Genomic DNA, 24,014 nt, shown 5'->3' on the forward strand with positions numbered 1-24,014 from the left:
AGCGTGCCACAACCCGGGACGCGGTGTTCGCGTCCCGGTGCCCGCAGGTCACGCCGAAACCTTGTCCGACAGCCGGTCCGCCCTCGTGTTGCCCTGGACCTTGGTCAGTTCGACGCCGCGCGGATGCGGCTTGGCGTTGCCGAGCACGGCGGCCGTCTCCTTGGCCGACGCGACCGCATTCTGCGGACCCTTGCCCTTCTTCGCCTTCTTCACGAAGACCATGCCGATGAGTCCGAGCAGAGCGGCCAGAACGACGTTCACCGCGAACGACAGCAGGAAGCACCATGCCAGGTTCCAGCCGGTCCACGCCTCGAAGCCGTAGGCCAGGGCGAAACTCAGCATGGGCAACGAGAAGAGCAGTACCGCGCCGGCCGCCGTGAACGCGGCTCCACCGATCCCGGCCTTCTTCACATCCTGCCGCAGCTGGGCCTTGGCCAGCGCGATCTCGTCGTGCACCAACGCGGACATCTCGGTGGTCGCCGAGGCGACCAGCTGGCCAAGACTGCGGTCGGCGCCGACAGCGTTCGCTGTGGTGTTGCCGGGGTCGCTCATCGCTGACTCCCTCTCCTCTTCCACGGGTCCGGTGTTCGTACGGTCCGATGTCAGATCATGCCGGACTGTCGCCGTTGTCGCTCGAAACCGCGGCCGTTTCCGCCTTCTTGCGGTGCTCCGCCGCCTTCTTCTCGTAGATCGCGGCCATCCGCAGGTGGTACGCGGGGTCATCCTCCTCGTAGATGTCCGGGATCCCGGACATGTCCTCGTCGCGCTCCTCCTCCGCCGACAGCGCCTGGTACGTGCGTACCCGCATCTTCAGCAGGATCGCGGCGAAGACGGCGGCGATCAGCGAACCGATCAGCACCGCGGCCTTGACCTCGTCCGTCAGCGTCGAGTCGCCGGTGAAGGCGAGCTCGCCGATGAGCAGCGAGACGGTGAAACCGATGCCGGCGAGTGTGGCGAGCGCCAGGACGTCGGGCCAGGCCAGGTCTTCGTTGAGTTCGGCCTTGGTGAAGCGTGCGGCCAGCCAGGTGCCGCCGAAGATGCCGAGGGCCTTGCCGACCACCAGGCCGAGCACGACACCGAGGGTCTCGGGCTTGGTGAACACATGGGTCAGCGAGTCACCGGTGACGGCGACGCCGGCCGAGAACAGGGCGAACAGCGGTACGGCGATTCCGGCCGAGAGGGGGCGGACGAGATGCTCGATGTGCTCGCCCGGGGAGTGCTCCTCGTCCTCACGGCGGGAGCAGCGCAGCATCAGGCCCATCGCGACGCCGGCGATGGTGGCGTGGACGCCGCTGTTGTACATCAGGCCCCAGATGACCAGCGCGAGGGGCACGTAGATGTACCAGCCGTGCACCGACTTGCGCAGCAGCAGCCAGAACACGGCGAGACCTGCGAAGGCTCCGCCGAGGGCCCAGAAGTTCAGGTCGCTCGTGAAGAAGACCGCGATGATCAGGATCGCGAAGAGGTCGTCGACGACGGCCAGTGTCAGCAGGAAGGCGCGGAGCGCCGACGGCAGCGATGTGCCGATGACGGCGAGAACGGCGAGGGCGAACGCGATGTCGGTGGCGGTCGGCACGGCCCAGCCGTCCGTGGAGCCCCCGCCGACGGTGGTGACCACCAGGTAGACGAGTGCGGGCATCACCATGCCGCAGAGCGCGGCGATCACGGGCAGAGCGGCTGCCTTGGGGTCGCTCAGCTCACCGGCGACCAGCTCTCGCTTGAGTTCTATGCCGGCTACGAAGAAGAAGATCGCGAGCAGTCCGTCGGCGGCCCAGTGCTGGATCGAAAGATCGAGGTGGAGCGAGGCCGGGCCGATGTGGAAGTCGCGTACGGAGGCGTAGCTGTCGCTGAGGGGGGTGTTCGCCCAGATCAGTGCCACGACCGCCGCGAGCAGCAGCAGCATGCCGCCCACGGTTTCCGTGCGCAGGGCTTCGGCGACGTAGTTGCGCTCGGGCAGCGAAAGGCGGCCGAGGAACTTGCGGTCGGGACTGGGCGGAACCACGGGACGAAACCTCCGGTCGGGGGCAGCACAACAAGCTTGCCGACCAGACTTCCCGGCGCACCTTGGATCTACGTCGCTTCGCTGACGCGTTCTTCACTCTACCCAAGCCCGTTCCGGCACTACCGGTGAGCGGGGTGCGGGCACGCGCAGGCCCCGGCACGGTCTGCCGGGGCCTGCGTGCAGGCGTTTCCGCTGGTCAGTCCTCGCTGGCCGCGCTGGGCAGCTTCGTCTGGATGAGATCCATCACAGAGGAGTCCGTCAGCGTGGTGACGTCTCCCAGCTGGCGGTTCTCCGCCACATCCCGGAGCAGTCGGCGCATGATCTTGCCGGAACGGGTCTTCGGCAGCTCGGCCACCGGAAGGATCCGCTTGGGCTTGGCGATCGGTCCGAGGGTCGCGCCGACGTGGTTGCGCAGGTCGTTCACGAGGCTGTCGTCCTCGGTCGCCGTCCCGCGCAGTATCACGAAGGCGACGATGGCCTGCCCGGTGGTCTCGTCCGTCGCACCCACGACGGCCGCCTCCGCGACCTTGGGGTGCGAGACGAGCGCCGACTCGACCTCAGTGGTCGAGATGTTGTGACCGGAGACCAGCATGACGTCGTCGACCCGGCCGAGCAGCCAGATGTCGCCGTCGTCGTCCTTCTTGGCGCCGTCGCCCGCGAAGTACTTGCCCTCGAAACGCGACCAGTAGGTGTCGAGGAAACGCTGGTCGTCGCCCCAGATGGTGCGCAGCATCGACGGCCACGGCTCGGTGAGGACCAGGTAGCCGCCGCCTCCGTCGGGGACCTCGTTCGCCTCGTCGTCCACGACGGTGGCCGAGATGCCGGGCAGCGGGCGCTGCGCGGAGCCCGGCTTGGCGGCCGTGACACCGGGCAGCGGCGAGATCATCATGGCGCCGGTCTCCGTCTGCCACCAGGTGTCCACGACCGGGGTCTTGCCCCCGCCGATGTGCTCCCGGTACCAGATCCACGCCTCGGGGTTGATCGGCTCGCCCACCGACCCGAGGACCCGCAGGCTGCTCAGGTCGAACTTGGCGGGGATGTCGTCGCCCCACTTCATGAACGTACGGATCGCGGTGGGCGCGGTGTAGAGGATCGTGACGCCGTACTTCTGGACGATTTCCCAGAAGCGGCCCTGGTGCGGGGTGTCCGGGGTGCCCTCGTACATCACCTGCGTCGCACCGTTGGCCAGCGGCCCGTACACGATGTACGAGTGGCCGGTCACCCAGCCGATGTCGGCCGTGCACCAGTAGACGTCCGACTCGGGCTTGAGGTCGAACACGGCGTGATGGGTGTACGCCGTCTGGGTCAGATAGCCGCCGGACGTGTGCAGGATGCCCTTCGGCTTACCCGTCGTGCCCGAGGTGTAGAGGATGAAGAGCGGGTGCTCGGCGTCGAAGGCCTCGGGGGTGTGCTCCGCGGACTGGCGGCCGACGATGTCGTGCCACCAGACGTCGCGCCCCTCGGTGAAGACCGTCTCCTGGCCCGTGCGCCGCACGACGAGCACGTGCTCGACCTGCGGGCAGCGGGTGACCGCCTCGTCGATCGCGGGCTTGAGCGCGCTCGGCTTGCCGCGGCGGTAGCCGCCGTCGGAGGTGATGACGAGCTTGGCGTCGGCGTCCTGGATACGGGAGGCCACCGCCTCGGCGGAGAAGCCGCCGAAGACCACCGAGTGCGCGGCGCCGATCCGGGCGCAGGCCAGCATCGCGACGGCGGCCTCGGGGATCATCGGCAGGTACACGGCGACCCGGTCGCCCTTGCGGACACCGAGCTCGAGCAGCGCGTTGGCGGCCTTGGAGACCTCGTCCTTGAGCTCCGCGTAGGTGATGGCGCGGCCGTCGCCCGGCTCGCCCTCGAAGTGGATGGCGACACGGTCGCCATGGCCTGCCTCGACATGGCGGTCCACGCAGTTGTACGCCACGTTGAGCTTGCCGTCGGCGAACCACTTCGCGAAGGGCGGGTTGGTCCAGTCGAGGGTCTCGGTCGGTTCGGTGGCCCAGCTGAGCCGACGCGCCTGCTCGGCCCAGAAGCCAAGCCTGTCCGCCGCGGCCTGCTCGTACGCCTCCGCCGTCACGTTGGCGTTCGCTGCCAGCTCGGCCGGCGGAGTGAACCGCCGCTCTTCTTTAAGAAGGTTGGCCAGGCTTTCGTTGCTCACGACATCTCCCTTTCCCAGGGCGTCTTCCATGCGTATGTGTCCCAGGCCATAGCTCATCAGCCAGGGGGCCGGGTGACAAGGCCCTTCCGGATATTGGTTTAGACCTGTCGTTTCCCGGGTCTGTGGGCGCCCCTCGCCTCCGGGCGGTGGGGACGAGGGGCCACACGTTCTCACGGACGCCGGGCGGGGCTGGTTCAGCCACGCTGCCGGGCGGCCGGAACCGGCCGCCCGGCGGGTGGATCAGGCCCGGGACGTCTCCAGCGCCGAGGGGGTCGGGGCGACTCTGTCGAAGACCTCCTCGGTCTCGTGCTCCGCGGTGCTCGTGAGGAGGTATGCCTGGGCCTCGCCTACATGGAAGTACATCCCGTGCAACTGGAGGGTCCCGTCCGCGAGCCGGCGCGCCACCGACTCGTGGGCGCGCAGGTGCTCCAGCTGCTGGACCACATTGGTCAGGCTCAGCTGTTCTACCGCGTCGGCCGGCAGACGGCCGGAGATTCGTGCCCAGTGGTTGTGCCGGCTTCTCATCCGCTTCAGGCTGGGCTGGCCGTGGCGCAACCACCGCCTGAGAGGAGTCCGGACCCCTTCGGGCGGGCTGGCAAGCAAGGCTTGCATCGCGCCGCAACCCGAGTGTCCGCAGATGGTGATCGAGTCCACCGAGAGCACGTCCACGGCGTACTCGATCGCTGCCGCCACGGAGTCGTCGCCGGTCTCCTCCCCCGGGTGCGGAACCAGGTTGCCCACATTGCGCACCGTGAACAGGTCACCCGGCCCGCTCGCTGTGATCATGCTGGTCACCAGTCGGGAGTCGGCGCAGGTGATGAACAGCTGGGAGGGGCGCTGGCCCTCGCGCGCCAGCCGTGCCAGCTCCTCGCGGACCAGTGGGGCGGTGTTCCGCTGGAAGGAGCTGATGCCGCTTGCCAGGTGGTGGGCATCCGCTTGTAGTGGGCGCTCACCGCAGTGGTGGTTGCGCCAGGGGGTCCACGGGCGGCAGCACCCATGGGCCTCGTCGGACGGCTCGCTGATCGGCACGCCCGACCGGCCGGTGATCTCCACCGTCCCTCCCTGCGCGACGTGCGAGGTCTGCCAATCGTGCAGGGTCTCATATGCGGCATGGTCCATGAACGAGCCGTCCAGTTCGACGACGGCGTCCGCCCCTTGGGGCACTTCGTGCAGCAACCGGCTGAGCCGTGGCACCGCGAGGAACGTCAGCTGGCCGCGGGCCCGCACGCGGTGCAGGCCTTCCTGTTCCTCCAACGTGATCCGTGTCCGGGTGAGTCGGTACAGCGCGACGGAGACCGCTACCGCCACCCCGATGATCACGCCGGCCAGGACATCGGTGATCACCACGGCGCCGAGCGTGGTCGCGTAGACGAGCGTCTCGCGGTTTCTCTTCACCTTCCGCAGATGGGTGATGTTGACCATCTGCATCCCGACCACCATCACGAGAGCCGCGAGTGCGGCCAGTGGAATCAGGTCGAGCACCGGGACGAGGAACAGCGCGGCGACGACGATCCACAGCCCGTGGAGCATCGTGGAGTGCCGGCTGACGGCACCGGCGGCCACGTTCGTCGTGCTGCGGACCGCGACACCGGCAACGGGCAGTCCGCCGAGCGCACCGGACACGATGTTGGCCGCACCCTGCCCGGCCAGCTCCCGGTCGAGGTCGGAGCGGTGGAGGGGACCGTGCGTCTCCGGACGGGCCGCCGCCAGTTTGTCCACCGCCACCGCGGACAGCAGCGACTGCACGCTGGTGACCAGGGTGATGGTGAGGACGGCCGCGGCGAGTCCGAGCACCGGGCCTTCGGGCAACGAAGGCAACGCATGACTGTGCCAGGAGGGCAGGTCGACCTGGGGCAGTCTGAGGCCGACGACCGCGGCCATCGCCGTCGCTGTCACCACGGCGGCGAGGGCGGCGGGAATCTTCCGGACGATCCGGCCGGCGCGACCCGGGACACGGGGCCAGCCCAGGAGCACGGCGATGGTCAACGCGCTGACCGACAGTGCGGCGGGCCGGGCGTCGGCCAACTGCTCAGGCAGCCCCGTGATGTTGGCGACGACCGAGCTCTGCGGGGTGCCGCCCAGGACGATGTGGAGCTGGGCGAGGGCGATCGTGACGCCGATGCCCGCCAGCATGCCGTGCACGATCGCCGGGCTGACGGCAAGAGCCGAGCGGGCGACCCGTAGTGCCGCCAGACCGAGTTGGCACACGCCTGCGAGCACGGTGATCGCGCAGGTGACGCGCCAGCCGTACTGCTGGATCAACTCGGCGGTCACCACGGTCAGTCCGGCGGCAGGTCCACTGACCTGGAGCGGGGAGCCGCCGAGGCGGCCGGCGACGATGCCTCCGACGGCCGCTGCGACGAGACCGGCCTGGAGCGGTGCACCGGTGGCCAGGGCGATGCCGAGGGACAGGGGCAGCGCGATCAGGAATACGGCGATGGACGCGGAGAAGTCGGCGCCCCGGATGCGGAGTCGGCGGACGCCGCCGGGCGGCGGGCCGTGCGGACGCTGGAAGCGAGATGCGGGGGACACCCCGTCGAGCTGGGCGGGGTGGTTCTTCGTGAGCTTGTCGGGCTGGTGAGAAGGATCGTCGGTGTGAGTGGGGGCGCAGGACATGGTTCCCGTCTCCTCCGGGGCAGCGCGGTCGCGGAATGGGGGACGCGGCCGTGGGTCACGGCGTGCAGCGGCGGGATACTCAAACGTTCGGTAAATGGATCGTAATGCAGAGTAAAGACTCGGGCATTATTTTCGCGGCAAATAGGCCAGGCTTTCACTCGATCTGCTGATTAGTCATTTCATATCGGCTCGTCGTTCATTACCTCAGCCCTCGCAATGCGAGCTTGACGGCTCCGTATGCACCGGTCGTCAGACAGTCGTATTGGCACAGGAATGAGGTGGGCGGATGTTGGCCGCCACGAAGAGGCTCGTCGTCGTCGGCACGGTCGCCACGGCGCTGGTCGCAGGTCTCGCGGGGTGTTCCGGGCCCGGCGGCGCCGAGGTGCCGGGCGGTCCGGCCGCCAAGGAGGGAGCCGCGGGAGGCAAGGAAGGCGTCGCCGCCCCCAAGGGCGCGGTACGCCTCATCGGCGACGGATCCACCGCCTTCACCGGTGCCCAGCCCGGCCTGCTCGAGCCGAAACGGCTGAAGCCCGGTCAGAAGCCGCCGCAGTTCGTGGTGTTCTCCTGGGACGGTGCCGGTGAGGACAGCCAGAAGCTGTTCTCCCACTTCCGCGAGGTCGGCAAGAAGTACGACGCGACGATGACCTACTTCCTCAGCGGCGTCTATCTCCTGCCCGAGGAGAAGCGGGCGCTGTACAACCCGCCGCAGCACGCGGCCGGCCGCTCCGACATCGGCTTCAACGACGCCGAGGGCATCAGGGACACCGTGCGTGAGCTGCGTGCCGCCTGGCTCGACGGGAACGAGGTGGGCACGCACTTCAACGGCCACTTCTGCGGCAAGGACGGCGGGGTCGGCACCTGGTCGGTCGAGGAGTGGAAGAGCGAGATCCGCCAGGCCAAGTCGTTCGTCAAGAACTGGAAGACCAATGCGGATCTGGCCTCCATGGAGCCGCTCCCCTTCGACTACGACAAGGAGCTCATCGGCGCCCGCACACCGTGCCTCGAAGGACGCGAGAACTTCGTGCGCGCGGCCAGCGAACTGGGCTTCCGCTACGACACCAGCGGCGTCAACAACCAGGTCTGGCCGGAGAAGGAACTCGGTCTGTGGGACCTCTCGCTGCAACTGGTCCCCGTGCCCGGACGCGCCTTCGAGACGCTGTCCATGGACTACAACTTCATGGTCAACCAGTCCGGCACCGTGAAGGGCGACCCCTCGAAGCACGCGTACTGGGGAAACCAGATGCGTGACGGCCTGATCCAGGCATTCGAGCGGTCCTACGACGGCAACCGTGCGCCGCTGATCATCGGCAACCACTTCGAGTCCTGGAACGGCGGCACCTATATGCGCGCCATCGAGGAGACGATCGCCACGGTGTGCGTGAAGAGCGAGGTGGAGTGCGTGTCGTTCCGCCAGCTGGTCGACTGGCTGGACGCGCAGGACCCGAAGATTCTCGAGAAGCTGCGCGGCCTCGGGGTCGGCGAGGCGCCCAAGGGCGGCTGGACGCAGTTCCTGACCGCGCCGGTGGCACCGGCGGCTCCGCCGGCCGGGAAGCCCGCCAAGGGAGCCGGGCAGAAGTCGGCGGAGAAGCACTGAGCGCGACGGCTCCTTGAGTAGGAGGGCCGCGGTCCCGCCCCGGGGAAGCCCACGGGGCGGGACCGCCGGCCTCGGCCGGCCGCACCTCGGCACGGAAAACCCGGCCGGCTGCGGCACCGGGAGTCTCAGCCGGGCTGTGGCACCAGGGCGGGCTCACGGAGGACGAAGGCAGGGTCCACCTGTGCCGCGAGATCGGCCCCGGTCCTGGCGTTGCCCCAGTTCTCCGCGTTCTTCAGATGGAAGTGCACCATCTGGCGGGTGTAGCGCTCCCAGTCGCGGGCGGCGTACGAATCCTCCGCCGCGTTCTGCAGCGTCTGCAGCGCCATGCGGTTGTCCGCCTCCAGAAGCTCGAAGCGGAGCGGGCGTCCCTTCTCCATGGCGCGTACCCAGTCCGAGTGCCCGAGGGTGACGAGCAGATCGTCACCGACCTCCGCGCGGAGGAACTCGATGTCGTCCTTGCTCTGCACCTTGTTGCCCACGACCTTCACCGCGACGTCGAAGTCCCGGGCGTACTCCTTGTACTGGCGGTATACGGAGACGCCCTTGAGAGTCGGCTCGGCCACCAGGAACGTCATGTCGAAGCGGGTGAACATCCCGGAGGCGAAGGAGTCGGAGCCGGCCGTCATGTCGACCACGACGTACTCCTCGGCGCCGTCGACGAGGTGGTTCAGGCAGAGCTCGACCGCTCCGACCTTGGAGTGGTAGCAGGAGACACCGAGGTCGGACTCGGTGAAGGGGCCGGTGGCCATCAGCCTGATGTCACCGTCGTCGAGCCGGACCGTGCGGGCGCAGGCGTCGTAGACGGGGTTGTCCTCGGTGACCGTGAGCAGGCGAGAACCTTCGCCGGGAGGGGTCGTCTTGATCATCGTCTCGGTCGAGGCGATGCGGGGGTTCGAGCCGCGCAGATAGTCCTTGATGAGCGGCAGGTGGGCGCCCATCGACGGCAGCTCGGCCGCTTCGGTCTCGCTGAGGCCGAGCGCGGCGCCGAGGTGCTGGTTGATGTCGGCGTCCACCGCGACGACCGGGGCTTCGTTGGCGGCAAGGTGGCGGATGAAGAGCGATGACAGCGTCGTCTTGCCACTGCCGCCCTTCCCTACGAAAGCGATCTTCATGTTCACCTAGCGTAGTGGAGTGATGGCTCGCTGCTGTCGTGTCGGGTGAGGAACGCCACTCGAAGGTGGGGAGCGCCCGCTGCGGCGCGTAGCCTCGCTACCTATGAGTACGAACGCCTCGCCGGCCGATCCCCTCGCCATCCTCGGCGCCTTGCCGGGCGTCGCCGACTCCGTGGACTCCGTGCGAAAAGCCGTCGACCGGGTCTACGGGCACCGGGTCATGCGCCGGCGCAGCAACGAGATCACCTCAGAGGCGGCGCTGCGCGGAGCCCGCGGTTCCGCCGCCCTGTCGGGAGCGGACTGGGCGCTGGAGGAGGTCCGCAGGCGCACCGACTTCGGCAGTGAGCCGGAAGCCCGTACGGTCGGCGCCGCTCTGCGGCTCACCGCGGAAGCGGGTCAACTCCTCTCCATCTGGCGGCAGTCGCCCCTGCGGGTGCTGGCCCGGCTGCACCTGGTCGCGGCGAGCGGTGCGGGCGACGACGACACCGTCGGGCGCCCCCGCCTTCCCGGCGAGGGGGTGGACGAGCCGCTGATCGGGGCGCCGTTGCCGGAGGTGGCCGAGCTGACGGGGCGGCTCGAGGGCCTGGCGGAGCTGATCATCTCGGGCACGGAGGCTCCTGCCCTGATCACTGCCGCCGTGGTGCATGGCGAGCTGCTGGCGCTGCGCCCCTTCGGCTCGTACAACGGACTGGTCGCGCGGGCGGCGGAACGGATCGTGCTCGTCGGCAGCGGGCTCGACCCGAAGTCGGTCTGCCCGGCGGAGGTCGGCCACGCCGAGCAGGGCCGGGCCGCGTACGTCGCCGCCTTCGAGGCGTACCTGACCGGGACGCCCGAGGGAATGGCCGCCTGGATCGCCCACTGCGGCCGTGCCGTCGAGCTGGGTGTCAGGGAGTCCACCGCGGTGTGCGAGGCGCTTCAGCGGGGCGCGGCCTGAGGTCTCCCGAGATCCCTCGAAGCGGCGAGGCCCTGGACAAAGGGTTGCGGCGGTACCGGTTCCGGTACCGCCGCTGGCATGAGCGCCGAGTTACCATGCGTCCTCGAAATGTTGCCCATCAGGTCGGGAACTTTGCCCGTCACCTGGTGCGGCTGGCCCGTAATCGACGGGTCGACGTCGCGTGGGTGCTCGGTTTTCATGCTTCGGTCCGTGGGGCCTTTGTGCGTTAAAGGTGATCCTTTCGGATGTGCCTCGGTCTCGCGGGCCGTGACTCCTTTGTACTACTACCAGCAGCGATGTGAAAGCCCTGCCCGCGCTTCTTTACTTTTAGGTTCAAATACGGACGAACCTTCAAGCCTCTTGCCGGAGGCCCGACCGGAGCCGAAGCACGCTCAGAAGGCGGTGGCCCGGCCCGCCGTCTGAGCCGCGACAGTGCGCCGGCGGCTGGCGTACCAGACGAGTCCCGCCGTGGCCGCCGCCGCTCCGACAGCCGCCATCGCCATCAGTGCGGGCCGCGGTGCCATGGAGAAGCCGGGCAGCCGCTGCTTCAGCCGCACGGGCCGGTTGAAGTCGAGAATCGGCCAGTCCCGCACGGCCGCCTCGCGGCGCAGTCCGCGCCCCGGGTTCACCGCGTAGGGGTGTCCGACCGCCGCGAGCATGGGGACGTCGGTGACCGAGTCGCTGTACGCGTAGCAGCGGCTCAGGTCGTACCCCTCCGACTCGGCGAGCTCCCGGACGGCCTCCGCCTTGGTCGGCCCGTAGGCGTAGTACTCCACCTCGCCGGTGAAGCAGCCGTCGTCGCCGACGACCATGCGGGTGGCCACGACCCGGTCGGCGCCGAGGAGCTCCCCGATGGGCTCCACCACCTCGGCGCCGGAGGTGGAGACGATGACCACGTCGCGGCCGGCGGCGTGATGCTCCTCGATGAGGGAGGCGGCCTCGTCGTAGATGATCGGGTCGATCAGATCGTGCAGGGTCTCGGCGACGATCTCCTTCACCTGCTGGACGTTCCAGCCCTTGCAGAGTGCGGAGAGGTACTCGCGCATCCGCTCCATCTGGTCGTGGTCCGCGCCACCGGCGAGGAAAACGAACTGTGCATAGGCGGTACGCAGTACGGCGCGCCGGTTGATCAGCCCGCCTTGGTAGAAGGACTTGCTGAAGGTCAGAGTCGAAGACTTCGCAATGACCGTCTTGTCCAGGTCAAAGAAGGCAGCTGTGCGCGGCAGGGAGTGGTTTTCCACGAGCTGAGCATATGTGCCCGCCATTCGGCGTACGCTGGGGCCTGTGGGTTTGCCTGAGAAGGCTCTCGGGTACACCATGGAAGTCACGGATCGTTCGCGACCGTGCTAACCCGGTCCGGCTCCTCCCCCCCCGAGTCGGCCGGAGAGACGACCCCCGCTCTCCCCCCCGGCGGGGGTCGTCGCATGTCCAGGCACGTTTTTCCTCTTGGATTCGCCTCGCAGCCGCCTTCGCGGCCCTTTGGCGCGCCTCGACGCCGGCGGACGGCCGACCCTCAGTTTCGTCACCTTGTGTAACGATCAGGCTGCGCTGCGGCAGGTCCTCGGGAACGGCTTTAAGGGAACGCTTCCGGTGCCGTCCATGGGCCGCCGCGCACTCACTGGTATGGGCTACGGGGATATTCACAAGTGGCTAGTTGTCCACAGTTTTTCAGCAAGATCCACACGATTTTTCACTGCGCTGCACCGTGATTCCAGCCGCGTAACTCGCGGGCCGGAAGGAATCACCGATCTCGATGAGATGCGAGATCGCAGAGGGAAGGGGTGGAGATCGTGGCCGGATCCATCACATCGGACCGCTCGCGCGCCGCGGAGAAGCGGCCGGGCGGACCCTTGATCGTCACCGAGGACCTGGAGCTGCTCGACGATCTGCTGCGGCTCTGCGCGGCGGCCGGCGCCGAGCCCGAGGTGCACCACGCACTGCCGGAGCGGAACGGCGGATGGGAGGACGCGCCGCTCGTCCTGGTCGGCGACGACGCCGCCGCACGCTGCCGGGGAGCCTCCCGCAGGCGCGGCGTGCTGCTGGTCGGCCGGAACCAGGACGACCCGGATGTATGGCGGCGGGCCGTGGAGATCGGGGCCGACTGCGTGCTGCGGCTGCCCGATGCCGAGAGCTGGCTCGTCGACCGGATCGCCGATGTCGTCGAGGGGGTCGGACGCCAGGCGCTGACCGTCGGAGTGATCGGCGGACGCGGCGGCGCCGGCGCCTCGACGCTCGCGACCGCGCTCGCGGTGACCGCGGCACGCGGCGGCCGGCGCACCATGCTCGTCGACGGAGACCCACTGGGCGGAGGGCTCGACGTGCTACTCGGAGGCGAGCACACCGAAGGCAGGCGATGGCCTGATTTCGCCGCTTCGAAGGGCCGGGTCGCCGGCGGGGCACTGGAGGAGTCGCTGCCCGAACTGCACGCGCTGCGCGTACTGAGCTGGGATCGCGGTGACTCCGTGGTCATCCCTCCGGAGGCCATGAGATCGGTCCTGGCAGCCGCACGTCGACGTGGCGGAGCAGTCGTCGTCGACCTGCCGCGCCGCGTTGACGAAGGCGTGGCGGAAGCGCTGGCACAGCTCGACCTCGGCCTGCTGGTCGTCCCCGCTGAGCTGCGCGCCGTCGCGGCCGCCAACCGGGTGGCGTCGATCGTCGGCATGGTCCTCCCCGACCTGCGGGTGGTGGTGCGCGGACCGTACGCGCCCGGCCTGGACGAGCAGTGGGTGGCGGGTGCCCTCGGGCTGCCGCTCGCCGGTGAGCTGCCGACAGAGCCCGGCCTGGCGGCCGCACAGAGCGGAGGGGCGCCGCCGGGCGGGAACGGCCGTGGACCGCTGGCCAGGTTCTGTACGGCCTTCTGGGACCGTGTGCTGGTCGGGGAGGGCGTCGCATGAGTTCCGGCCTGCTGGAGGCGGTACGGCAGCGGCTGGCGGAGAGCGGCGCGGAGCCCACGCCGGCCCGGGTGGCTGCCGCGCTCCGGGCCCAGGGGCGGCTGCTGGGCGACGCCGAGGTGCTGGGCGGCACGGAGAAGCTGCGCTGCGAACTGGTCGGCACAGGGCCGCTGGAGCCGCTGCTCGCCGATCCGTCGGTCACGGACGTGCTGGTCTCCGCGCACGACCGGGTGTGGGTGGACCGCGGCAGGGGCCTTGAGCTCACCGAAGTGACGTTCGCCGACGCGGCGTCGGTGCGCAGACTCGCCCAGCGGCTCGCGGCAGTGGCCGAACGGCGGCTGGACGACGCCCGCCCATGGGTGGACGCCCGCCTGCCGGACGGGACACGGATGCACGCCGTGATCCCTCCGGTCGCGGTCGGCTCGACATGCCTTTCGCTGCGCGTCGTGCGGCCCCGCGCCTTCTCCGTGGAGGAACTGGTCGCGGCGGGAACCGTGCCCCCGGGTGGAGACAGGCTGCTGCGGGCGCTGGTCGAGGCCCGGCTGTCGTTCCTGATCAGCGGCGGTACCGGTTCAGGGAAGACCACGCTGCTGAGCAGTCTGCTGGGGATGGTGGGGGAGCGGGAGCGCATCGTGCTGGCCGAGGACTCGGCCGAACTCAGGCCCGAGCACCCGCATGTGGTGCGGCTGGAGTCGCGCGCGGCGAACCAGGAGGGCGCCGGGCGGGTCACGCTCCGGGACCTGGTCAGGCAGGCGCTGCGGATGCGCCCCGACCGGCTGGTGGTGGGTGAGGTGCGTGGCGCGGAGGTGACCGAACTCCTCGCGGCGCTCAACACCGGCCACGAAGGCGGGTGCGGCACGGTCCACGCCAACGCGGCGGCGGACGTGCCCGCGCGGCTCGAGGCGCTGGGGACCGCCGCAGGGCTCGACCGGGCCGCGCTGCACAGCCAACTGGCGGCGGCACTCTCGGTGGTGATCCATCTGATGCGGGACAGGGCAGGCCGTCGGCGGGTGGCCGAGATCCGCGTCCTGGAGCGGGATGCGGCGGGCCTGGTGGTGACGGTACCGGCGCTGAGGTGGGGCAGGGCGGCATTCGTGGCCGAGGCCGGGTGGGAACGGCTGCGAGCACTGGTCGGTGATGCCCTGTGACCGCCGTACAGGCGATGTGCGCGGCGGCGCTGTGCCTGGTCGGGGCCGCCTGGCTCACGGCAGGCCAGCAGCGGGGGCTGCGGAGAGCGCGGCTGCTCTTCGCGGACGCGGGGGCGGCGGCGCTGCCTCCGTGGTGGTCGGGGGAGCGGCTGCTGCCCGTGATCAGGCTCCGGAGGGAGTGGCTGTGCCTGCCGGTCGCTCTGATGGCGGCCTTTGCCGCCGAGTCGCCGCTGCCGCTGGCCCTGGGAGCCGCTGCCGTGCCGTTGGTGCGCAGGTGGCTGCTGGCCCGGGAGCGTGGGAGGGACAGCGACCGGCGGGTCCAGGGAGTCATCGATCTCTGTGGCGCGACGGCGGGGGAACTGCGGGCCGGGCTGCAGCCGGCGCAGGGACTTCTCCTTGCCGCAGGGGCGACGGACGTACTCGGTGACGCTGAGGCGGCCGTGCTGGCGGCTGCCCGGTTTGGTGGAGACGTGCCCGAGGCGCTGCGCAAGGCGGCTCAGCAGCCGGGTGCGGAAGGGCTTGCCGGAATGGCGGCCTGTTGGCGGGTGGCCGTGGACAGTGGCGCGGGCCTGGCCGCCGGGCTGGACCGCCTGGAGGCGGCTCTGCGTTCCGAGAGTGATCAACGTGAGGACCTGAAGGCCCAGTTGGCAGGAGCCTGGTCGACCGTCGCGCTGCTCGCGTTGCTTCCGGTCGCGGGCCTCGCCATGGGCTGGGCACTCGGCGCGGACCCGCTGTACGTGCTGTTCCACACCTCGGCGGGAATCGCGTGCCTGGTGACCGGCGGGCTGCTCGAGACGGCAGGGCTGTGCTGGGCCGGACGGATCGTGCGTGCGGGGGAGCAGGCGTGAACGGTGAAGCTGTGCACAGGCTGGGGACAGTTGTGGCGGTCCTCTCGTCGGTGACTTGTCTGGTCTCGCTGATGGCGACGAGGCGGCGGGAGCACAGGGCTCGAAAGAGGATCCGGTCTCTTCTGCGCATCGGCCCCGAGCCCCGGCGTGGGCACGTGGACTTACGGCGCTGGGGCAAGCGCTGGGCGCCGCCTCTGGGCGTGGCGGTGCTCGTCTGGGTTCTGATCGGCGGGCTCGCGGGCGGCGCCGTGGGGATCGCCGCCGCTTTCTGCGTCCGGCGCCGGCAGCGAAGCCGTGACCGGCGGCAAGGTCCCGCTGCGGTCGAGGCCGGTGATCACAGGGAGGCGGCGCGCCAACTGCCGTTGGCCGCGGATCTGCTGGCCGCGTGCATCTCGGCCGGGGCAGGCCCGCGCGAGGCCGCGGAGGCGGTCGGGGAGTCCCTCGGCGGCCCGGTCGGCGCCCGCCTCGCACACACCGCCGCACAGTTGCGTCTCGGGGCCGAACCGGCGCCCGCGTGGGGCTGGTTCGCCGGAATACCGGGCGCGGAGCCGCTGGCCCGCTGTCTGGAGCGGGCCGACTCCACCGGAGCGCCGGCCGCCGAACCGGTGTCGCGGCTGGCCGAGAGGTTCCGTGCCGAGAGGGCCCGCGCCGTGGCCCGCCAGGGCCGCAAGGCGCAGGTGCTGATCACCGCACCGGTGGGCCTGTGCTTCCTGCCCGCGTTCCTCGCGGTCGGCGTGGCACCGGTGGTGATCGGCCTGGCGGGCGGACTCCTGCATGGCAACTGAGGCTACAACCCCCGGCAATTGCCGGAAACGCACCACCCAGGACAGACGACGACTTCGACATCTGGAGGCATGGACATGTGGAAAACGATGCGTGACCGCCTGAAGGCGCTGAGGCGCGGACTGCGTACCGACGAGGGAATGACAACGTCCGAGTACGCGATGGGAACGATCGCCGCGTGTGCCTTCGCGGCGGTCCTCTACAAGATCGTTACCAGCGGGACCGTGTCGGGAGCCCTCGAAGCGGTGATCGGAAAGGCGCTCGATGCCCAATTCTGAGGCACTGTGTGCCGCTGGTTCCCGTGAACGGGGCTCGGTGACGGCGGAAGCGGCGGTGGCTGTGCCGGCCCTGGTGGTGTTCGCCATGGCCCTGGTCTGGGCACTGACGGCCGCTGCGGCGCAGATCCAGTGCGTGGACGCCGCTCGGGCGGGCGCTCGGGCCGCGGCACGGTCCGAGCCGCGGGCGGCCGCGGTCGCCGCCGCCCGTTCGGCGGCACCGAGCGGCTCCGTGGTCACGCTGACACGCAGCGGCGACCTCTGGCGTGTTCGTGTCGAGGCGGATGCTTCCGGTCCGGGCGCGCTGGCCCTGACGCTCGGCGCCGAGGCGGTGGCGTCGGCGGAGGACGCCGTGGGGCCGGGAGCCGCGGCCGCGGGGCACGGGGTGGTCGTCCGGCGGGATGCCGAGCGGGAGGGTGAAGCCGGCCCGGGTGTGTCGGGCCGCGGGGAGGTCGTACGGGTCACTGCGCCTCACGAGGCCACGCCCCGGGGTGCGGCGCCGGTTGTGGCCGTGGAGCAGCCCCTGGCTCCCGCCTCAGGGCCGATCACGGCCCCGGGCGCGGTTCGGGAGGGCAGTCCGGTCCTCGTCCGGGGGAAGGGGGCGGCTCGGTGACCGGACGTGGCGCCCTGGACGAGGACGGTGGCTCGGCGACCGTGTGGGTGGCGATGGCGACGACCGTACTGTGCGCGGTCTTCGCGATCGTGCTGGCGATGGGTCAGGCCGTGGTGGCCCGCCACCGGGCCGGAGCCGCCGCCGACCTGGCGGCGCTGGCCGCGGCCGACCACGCCCTGAGCGGCACGGCCGACGCCTGCGCGAGGGCGGGCCGGGTGGCGAGGGCCCAGGGCGCCGAGGTGGTGCGGTGCGCCGTGACGGGCGAGGTCGCGGACGTGACGGCACTGGCCCGGTTCGGGCCCTACGCCCCGGCGGTCAGGGCGCGGGCGGGGCCGCAGGGGCTCCCGGATCCGGCGCGCCCAGACCTGCCCCTCCACGGGCCGTCGCTCCGGGACGCGACCCTCCGGGGCCCGACGCTCCCGGAGGCGGGGCTTCAGGAGGCGCAAGGGCTCCCGGGTCCGGCGTTCCGGAAGGGGGCGCTCCCGGAGGCGGGGATTCAAGAGCGGCCGGAGTTCCCGGGGCGGGCGCTTCAGGGGGCGCCGGCGTTCCCGAGCCCGGTGTCCCGGCCGCCGGGGCCGCTCGCAGGAGCTCCGTGAGCAGCCGGACCGCGCCCCGCTTGTGCAGCGGATCGTTCCCGTTGCCGCACTTGGGCGACTGGATGCAGGAAGGGCAACCCGCCTCGCACTCGCACGAGGCGATCGCCTCTCGCGTGGCGGTGAGCCACTCGCGGGCCGTGTGGAAGGCCCGCTCGGCGAAACCGGCCCCGCCCGGGTGCCCGTCGTACACGAAGACCGTCGGCAGCAGCGTGTCCGGATGGAGAGGCACGGAGACGCCACCGATGTCCCAGCGGTCGCACGTGGCGAAGAGGGGCAGCATCCCGATGGAGGCGTGCTCGGCGGCGTGCAGAGCGCCGCCCAGCTGCTCCGGGCCGATGCGGGCGGTGTCCAGCTGGTCCTCGGTGACCGTCCACCACACGGCCCGGGTCCGCAGTGTCCGGGGAGGGAGGTCGAGCTTGGACTCGCCGAGGACCTCGCCGGTGATCAGCCGGCGTCGCAGGAAGGAGACGACCTGGTTGGTGACTTCGACGGAGCCGAAGCAGAGGCGCCCGTCGCCCCACGGGATCTCGGTGTCGGTCTCGAGCACGGAGATGGCGGTGGTGTCGCGGGCGGTGGTCGAGTAGGGCGGGTTCGCCTCCGAGACCAGGGCGACGGAGTCGTCCAGGTCGAGCCGGTCGACCAGGTACGTGCGGCCCTGGTGGAGATGGACCGCGCCGTCGTGGACAGCCGTGTGGGCGGCGCCTTCGTCGACCGTGCCGAGCAGCCGGCCGGTGGCGGCCTCCACGATCTGCACGGGGCGTCCGCCCTCGCCCCGGATGTCGGTGAGGTCGGCGGCGCGCTCCCGGCGGGTCCAGTGCCAGCCGGAGGCACGCCGGCGCAGCAGCTTCGCCGCCTCCAGCTGGGGCATCAGATCGGCCGTGGCCGGTCCGAAGAGGTCGAGGTCGGCGTCGGTCAGCGGAAGCTCCGCGGCGGCCGCGCACAGATGTGGCGCGAGCACATAGGGGTTGTCGGGATCGAGGACGGTGGATTCCACCGGACGGTCGAACAGCGCTTCGGGATGGTGGACGAGGAAGGTGTCCAGCGGGTCGTCGCGGGCCACCAGCACGGCGAGGGCGCCCTGGCCCGAGCGGCCGGCCCGGCCCGCCTGCTGCCACAGGGAGGCACGTGTGCCGGGGTATCCGGCGATGATGACGGCGTCCAGACCGGCGATGTCGACGCCGAGTTCGAGCGCGGTGGTGGCCGCGAGGCCCAGGAGCTCGCCGGAGTGGAGGGCGCGCTCGAGGGCGCGGCGCTCTTCGGGGAGATAGCCGCCCCGATAGGCCGCGACACGCCCGGGCAGAGATCGATCCACTTCGGCGAGGCGTTCCTTGGCGATCACGGAGATCAGTTCGGCGCCGCGCCGGGAGCGTACGAAGGCCACGCTGCGTACGCCCTGCACCGTCAGGTCGGTCAGGAGGTCGGCGGTCTCGGCGGTCGCCGTGCGGCGCACCGGTGCGCCCTTCTCGCCGTGGAGCTCGGTCAGGGGCGGTTCCCACAGCGCGAAGACCAGCTCGCCGCGCGGTGAGGCGTCGTCGGCGACCTCGCGCACGGGCAGACCGGTGAGCCGGCCCGCGGCGACGGCCGGCTGCGCCGAGGTGGCCGAGGCGAGGAGGAAGACCGGATCGGCGCCGTAGCGGGCGCACAGACGGCGTAGTCGCCGCAGTACTTGGGCGACATGGGAGCCGAAGACGCCGCGGTAGGTGTGGCACTCGTCGATCACGACGTAGCGCAGGGAGCGCAGGAAAGACGCCCAGCGGGGATGGGAGGGAAGTATGCCGCGGTGCAGCATGTCCGGGTTGGTGAGGACGTAATTGGCGTACTGACGCACCCATTCGCGTTCCTCGACCGGCGTGTCGCCGTCGTAGACGGCGGGCCGGATCCGGTTGCCGAGCGGCGCGGCGAGTTCCTTCACGGCGCGCCGCTGGTCGGCGGCGAGCGCCTTGGTGGGCGCCAGGTACAGGGCGGTCGTGCCGCGGCCGTTGGGGGCCTCCGCGCCGTCGAGCAGGGCGCTGAGCACGGGGGCCAGATAGGCCAGCGACTTGCCGGACGCGGTGCCGGTCGCGATGACCACGGACTCGCCGTCCAGGGCGTGCTCGGCGGCGGCCGCCTGGTGGGCCCACGGATGCTCGATCCCGGCGTGCTGGACGGCGCTGATCACTTCTGCCCGGATGCGGTCCGGCCAGACGGCATGTCTGCCCGGTCGAGGGGGCAGGTGCTCCGTATGAGTGATGCGCGCAGCCCGGCTCGCACCCGCGGCGAGCCGGTCGAGGACCGAGCTGGGAGAGGGGCGGTTCGCCCCGCTTCCGGGCGGTCGACTGGGACGGTGATTCATGGCCATCGGCACCGAGTGTGTCACCGGCGTGACGGACAATGGTCCCAAGGCGTCGTGCATGGCTGCTGGTAAGTGATTGAATGCCATCGCGGCTGGCGACCGTCTTCCGGCTCCGTCGGGGAGACTTGAAGGGCGGCCGCTCGATAGCAAGGTGCTGGAGGATCCGTGGACCTGTCCCTGTCGACTCGCAATGTGTCCGGACCTGGTGGTGACCGTACGGTCGTCGAGGTCGGTGGCGAGATTGATGTGTATACCGCGCCCAAGCTGCGCGAGCAGTTGGTCGAGTTGGTGAACGACGGCAGCTACCACCTGGTTGTCGACATGGAGGGCGTGGACTTCCTCGACTCCACCGGCCTCGGCGTGCTCGTGGGCGGGCTCAAGCGTGTGCGTGCGCACGAGGGCTCCCTGCGCCTGGTCTGCAACCAGGAGCGCATTCTCAAGATCTTCCGGATCACGGGTCTGACCAAGGTGTTCCCGATTCACACCACGGTCGACGAAGCAGTCGCCGCGACCGACTGACGGTCGGCCGGAGACTGCCGGAAGCAGAGAGGGGCCCCGGGCATCCAGCCCGGGCCCCTGAGAGGCACGTCCGTACGTCCGAGGGGGACTGCATGGCAACCGTCGAGCTCCGCTTCAGCGCCCAGCCCGAGCACGTCAGAACGGCCCGTCTGGTCGCCGCTGCCGTGGCTCGCCGGGCCGGGGTCGAGGAGGCGGTGCTGGACGAGGTCCGGCTCGCCGTCGGAGAGGCATGCAGTCGTGCTGTCGGGCTGCACCGCAGCCACGGCATCACCGCGCCCGTACGGGTGATCCTGGCCGAGGAGGAGAAGACTTTCTCCATCGAGGTCGGTGACGAGGTGCCGGCGTCGGGCGCCGGTTCCACGGCAGTCTCCGCCGGCGGCGTGGGGGCCGACGGCGTCGACGCGGAGGGCGAGGACGAGATGGGCCTCGCCGTCATCAGCGGTCTCGTGGACGATGTGGAGGTCTCCACCACGGAGGACGGCGGCGTCATCCGTATGAGCTGGCCGGCCGCGTCGGTCGTGACCGCTCCCTGAGTTCTGTCGCGCCGCCGTTCCCTGAGCGGATCGCCGCGGGCCCCTGGGTACCTCTGTGGGACCGCTGACGGCCCCTGCCGACCGCCCGCGCCGGACCGGACGGCGTTGCGCCACAGCACCCGCTCTACGGCACCGCGCCCACCGAGCGGCGTCCACCGCGCCGGTCACTCGCGTGGCCCGCCCAATGACGTCGGCCGAGCGGGTTTACCGGTCATTCCCGCGTTCGCCGGACAGTCTTGTGCCCGAGGGGGCGGACGGGGCGGAGCCGCGCGGCCGCTGCGGCCGATCTCTGGTCAGTTGATCGTTCTCCATGATTCCGAATGAAAGAGGCCCTGCTGAGCAGGGCCTCTTTCATATTTTCTAGATCATCGATCCGGCGTCAATGCTTTTGCCCCGTTACCGCTTTCGGGGCCGATTTTCGTGCCCGATCGTTCCCTGAGGAGCAAGTCAAGGTCAATTGCATTTACCGCGCCCTGTTTTGATCAGGTTCCGCTCCCTACAATCCGTCCACATCTTGAGCTCTGAACGTCAAGGAGGACGAATGGCGGGGCTCTTCAACCCACACCTGATCGATCACCCCACTTCTCTCTCAGCCGCGGTACTCACGAATGACAACCGACTGATCGTTATTGTGATCGCGGTTGTCGCCCTGGCGGCGCTCGTCGTCGCCCAGCTCCTGGTCCGCCAGGTGCTCGCCGCGGGCGAGGGCACCGAATCCATGAAGAAGATCGCGGCCGCCGTGCAGGAAGGCGCAAATGCCTATCTGGCCCGGCAGCTGCGCACACTCGGCGTCTTTGCCGTCGTGGTCTTCTTCCTGCTGATGCTGCTCCCGGCCGACGACTGGTCGCAGCGGGCCGGGCGTTCCGTGTTTTTCCTGGTGGGTGCGCTTTTCTCGGCGGCCACCGGATACATCGGGATGCGCCTTGCGGTACGGGCCAATGTGCGCGTCGCCGCTGCCGCGCGCGAAGCGACACCGGCGGAAGGCGAGCCGGAAAAGGATCTGACGGCCGTCGCGCACAAGGCCATGAAGATCGCTTTCCGTACCGGAGGCGTGGTCGGCATGTTCACCGTGGGCCTCGGCCTGCTCGGTGCGTCCTGTGTCGTACTCGTCTACGCGGCCGACGCGCCGAAGGTGCTCGAAGGCTTCGGCCTGGGCGCCGCGCTCATCGCCATGTTCATGCGTGTCGGCGGCGGCATCTTCACCAAGGCGGCCGACGTCGGCGCCGACCTCGTAGGAAAGGTGGAACAGGGCATCCCGGAGGATGACCCGCGCAACGCCGCCACTATCGCCGACAACGTGGGCGACAACGTCGGCGACTGCGCCGGCATGGCGGCCGACCTCTTCGAGTCCTACGCCGTGACACTCGTCGCGGCGCTCATCCTCGGCATGGCGGCGTTCGGCGACGCCGGCCTCGCCTTCCCGCTCATCGTCCCGGCGATCGGCGTGGTCACCGCGATGATCGGTATCTTCGCGGTCGCCCCGCGGCGCGCCGACCGCAGCGGGATGACGGCCATCAACCGCGGGTTCTTCATCTCCGCGGCGATCTCGCTCGCCCTGGTGGCTGTGGCCGCCTACGTCTACCTGCCCGGTTCCTACGCCGAGTTGGACGGCGTCGGTGACGCCGCGGTCCGGGCGCACGACGGGGATCCGCGGGTACTGGCGCTCGTCGCCGTCGCCATCGGAATCGTCCTGGCGGCGCTGATCCAGCAGCTAACCGGGTACTTCACGGAGACCAACCGGCGCCCCGTGCGGGACATCGGCAAGTCCTCGCTGACCGGCCCGGCCACCGTGGTCCTGGCCGGCATCGCCATCGGCCTCGAGTCGGCCGTCTACACCGCCCTGTTGATCGGCCTCGGCGTGTACGGGGCCTTCCTGCTCGGCGGTACGTCGATCATGCTGGCGCTGTTCGCGGTGGCGCTGGCCGGTACCGGCCTGCTCACCACGGTCGGCGTGATCGTGGCCATGGACACCTTCGGTCCGGTCTCCGACAACGCCCAGGGCATCGCCGAGATGTCCGGTGACGTCACCGGCGCCGGCGCCCAGGTCCTGACCGACCTGGACGCGGTGGGCAACACCACCAAGGCCATCACCAAGGGCATCGCCATCGCCACGGCCGTACTCGCGGCCGCGGCGCTCTTCGGCTCGTATCGCGACGCCATCGCGACGGCGGCCACGGAGGTCGGCGAGAAACTGGGCGACGGTGCCCCGATGAACCTGGTGATGGACATCTCGCAGCCCAACAACCTGGTGGGCCTGGTCCTTGGCGCGGCGGTCGTCTTCCTCTTCTCCGGGCTGGCCATCAACGCCGTCTCCCGCTCCGCGGGTGCGGTGGTCTACGAGGTGCGGCGGCAGTTCCGCGAGCACCCCGGGATCATGGACTACACGGAGAAGCCGGAGTACGGGCGCGTCGTCGACATCTGCACCAAGGACGCGCTGCGCGAGCTGACCACGCCCGGTCTGCTCGCCGTGATGACGCCGATCGCGGTGGGCTTCTCGCTCGGCGTGGGCGCCCTCGGATCGTTCCTGGCGGGTGCGATCGGCACCGGCACCCTGATGGCCGTCTTCCTGGCCAACTCCGGTGGCGCCTGGGACAACGCCAAGAAGCTCGTCGAGGACGGGCACCACGGCGGCAAGGGCAGCGAGGCACATGCCGCCACGGTCATCGGCGACACGGTCGGCGACCCGTTCAAGGACACGGCCGGCCCGGCGATCAACCCGTTGCTGAAGGTGATGAACCTGGTGGCGCTGCTCATCGCGCCCGCGGTCGTCCAGTTCAGCTACGGGGACGACGCCAGCGCCGGTGTACGTGCCGTGATCGCGGTCCTGTCGATCCTGATCATCGTCGGTTCCGTGTACATCTCGAAGCGGCGCGGCATCGCCGTCGACGACGAGGGCGGTGCGGCGGAGCGCGGCGCGCAGCAGACCGGTGCGGCGGTGGTTTCCTGACCCTTTGTCAGTGGACGGGCGGGCGGCGCGCTTTGGGGCGGCCGCCCGCCCGTCCGTGTGTGTTCAAGAGGCGTGGGTGAGGCTTGTCTCCCTTGGTGCAAATGGCTTTAATAGCCCCT

At 70.3% G+C, this 24,014-nt stretch carries 18 protein-coding genes and 1 pseudogene; 12 read left to right on the plus strand and 7 right to left on the minus strand.

The window, feature by feature from the left end:
* Nucleotides 1-48: 48 nt before the first annotated feature.
* The 4 genes from ACFYOP_RS19550 to ACFYOP_RS19565 all read right to left on the minus strand — a co-directional run bounded on the left by ACFYOP_RS19550 (nucleotide 49) and on the right by ACFYOP_RS19565 (nucleotide 6,770).
* Nucleotides 49-552, minus strand: a complete 504-nt coding sequence (locus ACFYOP_RS19550; protein ID WP_356894521.1) for a phage holin family protein — start codon at nucleotides 550-552, stop codon at nucleotides 49-51.
* Between the two features lie 55 nt (nucleotides 553-607).
* A complete protein-coding gene (gene nhaA, locus ACFYOP_RS19555) occupies nucleotides 608-2,002 on the minus strand; it encodes a Na+/H+ antiporter NhaA (protein WP_356894523.1) in 1,395 nt (464 codons plus the stop codon).
* Between the two features lie 196 nt (nucleotides 2,003-2,198).
* A complete protein-coding gene (acs, locus tag ACFYOP_RS19560) occupies nucleotides 2,199-4,154 on the minus strand; it encodes an acetate--CoA ligase (protein ID WP_356894525.1) in 1,956 nt (651 codons plus the stop codon).
* Between the two features lie 240 nt (nucleotides 4,155-4,394).
* Nucleotides 4,395-6,770, minus strand: a complete 2,376-nt coding sequence (locus tag ACFYOP_RS19565) for a bifunctional SulP family inorganic anion transporter/carbonic anhydrase (RefSeq protein WP_356894527.1) — start codon at nucleotides 6,768-6,770, stop codon at nucleotides 4,395-4,397.
* Between the two features lie 286 nt (nucleotides 6,771-7,056).
* On the opposite strand from ACFYOP_RS19565, the gene ACFYOP_RS19570 reads away from it, so the two are divergent.
* Nucleotides 7,057-8,364, plus strand: coding sequence for a hypothetical protein (locus tag ACFYOP_RS19570; RefSeq protein WP_356894529.1), 1,308 nt, complete (start codon nucleotides 7,057-7,059; stop codon nucleotides 8,362-8,364).
* Nucleotides 8,365-8,489: 125 nt separating this feature from the next.
* Here ACFYOP_RS19570 and ACFYOP_RS19575 read toward each other — a convergent pair whose 3' ends face one another.
* Nucleotides 8,490-9,476 (minus strand): ATP-binding protein, encoded by a 987-nt coding sequence (locus ACFYOP_RS19575; protein WP_356894531.1) that lies wholly within the window; start codon nucleotides 9,474-9,476, stop codon nucleotides 8,490-8,492.
* A 103-nt stretch (nucleotides 9,477-9,579) separates the two neighbouring features.
* Between ACFYOP_RS19575 and ACFYOP_RS19580 the strand changes: the two genes are divergently transcribed.
* Nucleotides 9,580-10,410, plus strand: coding sequence for an oxidoreductase (locus ACFYOP_RS19580; protein ID WP_356894533.1), 831 nt, complete (start codon nucleotides 9,580-9,582; stop codon nucleotides 10,408-10,410).
* Nucleotides 10,411-10,802: 392 nt separating this feature from the next.
* Here the strand turns inward: ACFYOP_RS19580 and ACFYOP_RS19585 are convergent, their stop codons facing one another.
* Nucleotides 10,803-11,675: an HAD-IB family hydrolase gene (locus tag ACFYOP_RS19585; protein WP_356894535.1), complete on the minus strand. Its 873-nt coding sequence runs from the start codon at nucleotides 11,673-11,675 to the stop codon at nucleotides 10,803-10,805.
* A gap of 525 nt (nucleotides 11,676-12,200) precedes the next feature.
* Between ACFYOP_RS19585 and ssd the strand changes: the two genes are divergently transcribed.
* The 7 genes and pseudogenes from ssd to ACFYOP_RS19620 form a co-directional block, all read left to right on the plus strand.
* Nucleotides 12,201-13,304, plus strand: coding sequence for a septum site-determining protein Ssd (gene ssd / locus ACFYOP_RS19590; RefSeq protein ID WP_356894537.1), 1,104 nt, complete (start codon nucleotides 12,201-12,203; stop codon nucleotides 13,302-13,304).
* The gene (locus ACFYOP_RS19595; protein WP_356894539.1) at nucleotides 13,301-14,449 is read left to right on the plus strand and encodes a TadA family conjugal transfer-associated ATPase; all 1,149 of its coding nucleotides are present in this window, start codon (nucleotides 13,301-13,303) and stop codon (nucleotides 14,447-14,449) included. Before ssd ends, ACFYOP_RS19595 begins: the two co-directional genes overlap by 4 nt.
* A 14-nt stretch (nucleotides 14,450-14,463) precedes the next feature.
* Nucleotides 14,464-15,297: a type II secretion system F family protein gene (locus ACFYOP_RS19600; RefSeq protein WP_356894646.1), complete on the plus strand. Its 834-nt coding sequence runs from the start codon at nucleotides 14,464-14,466 to the stop codon at nucleotides 15,295-15,297.
* Nucleotides 15,298-15,452: 155 nt separating this feature from the next.
* A complete protein-coding gene (locus ACFYOP_RS19605) occupies nucleotides 15,453-16,082 on the plus strand; it encodes a type II secretion system F family protein (RefSeq protein ID WP_356894541.1) in 630 nt (209 codons plus the stop codon).
* Between the two features lie 75 nt (nucleotides 16,083-16,157).
* Nucleotides 16,158-16,358, plus strand: a complete 201-nt coding sequence (locus ACFYOP_RS19610; RefSeq protein ID WP_356894648.1) for a DUF4244 domain-containing protein — start codon at nucleotides 16,158-16,160, stop codon at nucleotides 16,356-16,358.
* Complete coding sequence (locus tag ACFYOP_RS19615) at nucleotides 16,345-16,968, plus strand: TadE family type IV pilus minor pilin (protein WP_388452161.1); 624 nt, start codon at nucleotides 16,345-16,347, stop codon at nucleotides 16,966-16,968. The genes ACFYOP_RS19610 and ACFYOP_RS19615 overlap by 14 nt, the downstream gene beginning before the upstream one ends.
* 53 nt (nucleotides 16,969-17,021) lie before the next feature.
* A pseudogene (locus ACFYOP_RS19620) lies at nucleotides 17,022-17,243 on the plus strand (Rv3654c family TadE-like protein); the annotation flags it as partial.
* Nucleotides 17,244-17,283: 40 nt separating this feature from the next.
* On the opposite strand, the gene ACFYOP_RS19625 reads toward ACFYOP_RS19620, so the two are convergent.
* The gene (locus tag ACFYOP_RS19625; RefSeq protein WP_356894545.1) at nucleotides 17,284-19,983 is read right to left on the minus strand and encodes a DEAD/DEAH box helicase; all 2,700 of its coding nucleotides are present in this window, start codon (nucleotides 19,981-19,983) and stop codon (nucleotides 17,284-17,286) included.
* Between the two features lie 78 nt (nucleotides 19,984-20,061).
* Here ACFYOP_RS19625 and ACFYOP_RS19630 point away from each other — a divergent pair, with 78 nt between their 5' ends.
* The 3 genes from ACFYOP_RS19630 to ACFYOP_RS19640 all read left to right on the plus strand — a co-directional run bounded on the left by ACFYOP_RS19630 (nucleotide 20,062) and on the right by ACFYOP_RS19640 (nucleotide 23,895).
* A complete protein-coding gene (locus tag ACFYOP_RS19630) occupies nucleotides 20,062-20,415 on the plus strand; it encodes an STAS domain-containing protein (protein WP_003967428.1) in 354 nt (117 codons plus the stop codon).
* Between the two features lie 92 nt (nucleotides 20,416-20,507).
* On the plus strand, nucleotides 20,508-20,948 hold the full coding sequence (locus ACFYOP_RS19635; RefSeq protein ID WP_356894547.1) for an ATP-binding protein: 441 nt from the start codon (nucleotides 20,508-20,510) through the stop codon (nucleotides 20,946-20,948).
* Nucleotides 20,949-21,489: 541 nt separating this feature from the next.
* Nucleotides 21,490-23,895: a sodium-translocating pyrophosphatase gene (locus ACFYOP_RS19640; RefSeq protein ID WP_356894549.1), complete on the plus strand. Its 2,406-nt coding sequence runs from the start codon at nucleotides 21,490-21,492 to the stop codon at nucleotides 23,893-23,895.
* Nucleotides 23,896-24,014: the final 119 nt, after the last annotated feature.

The organism is Streptomyces sp. NPDC006294, from assembly GCF_042870895.1.
Lineage (GTDB): Bacteria > Actinomycetota > Actinomycetes > Streptomycetales > Streptomycetaceae > Streptomyces.

Coding starts and splice junctions, on each gene's coding strand:
- ACFYOP_RS19570 (WP_356894529.1), top strand. CDS start 7,057: ATGTTGGCCGCCACGAAGAGGCTCGTCGTCGTCGGCACGGTCGCCACG.
- ACFYOP_RS19615 (WP_388452161.1), top strand. CDS start 16,345: ATGCCCAATTCTGAGGCACTGTGTGCCGCTGGTTCCCGTGAACGGGGC.
- ACFYOP_RS19575 (WP_356894531.1), bottom strand. CDS start 9,476: ATGAAGATCGCTTTCGTAGGGAAGGGCGGCAGTGGCAAGACGACGCTG.
- ACFYOP_RS19580 (WP_356894533.1), top strand. CDS start 9,580: ATGAGTACGAACGCCTCGCCGGCCGATCCCCTCGCCATCCTCGGCGCC.
- ACFYOP_RS19585 (WP_356894535.1), bottom strand. CDS start 11,675: ATGGCGGGCACATATGCTCAGCTCGTGGAAAACCACTCCCTGCCGCGC.
- ACFYOP_RS19600 (WP_356894646.1), top strand. CDS start 14,464: ATGTGCGCGGCGGCGCTGTGCCTGGTCGGGGCCGCCTGGCTCACGGCA.
- ACFYOP_RS19550 (WP_356894521.1), bottom strand. CDS start 552: ATGAGCGACCCCGGCAACACCACAGCGAACGCTGTCGGCGCCGACCGC.
- ACFYOP_RS19595 (WP_356894539.1), top strand. CDS start 13,301: ATGAGTTCCGGCCTGCTGGAGGCGGTACGGCAGCGGCTGGCGGAGAGC.
- ACFYOP_RS19610 (WP_356894648.1), top strand. CDS start 16,158: ATGTGGAAAACGATGCGTGACCGCCTGAAGGCGCTGAGGCGCGGACTG.
- ACFYOP_RS19625 (WP_356894545.1), bottom strand. CDS start 19,983: ATGGCATTCAATCACTTACCAGCAGCCATGCACGACGCCTTGGGACCA.
- ACFYOP_RS19565 (WP_356894527.1), bottom strand. CDS start 6,770: ATGTCCTGCGCCCCCACTCACACCGACGATCCTTCTCACCAGCCCGAC.
- ACFYOP_RS19640 (WP_356894549.1), top strand. CDS start 21,490: ATGGCGGGGCTCTTCAACCCACACCTGATCGATCACCCCACTTCTCTC.
- ACFYOP_RS19635 (WP_356894547.1), top strand. CDS start 20,508: ATGGCAACCGTCGAGCTCCGCTTCAGCGCCCAGCCCGAGCACGTCAGA.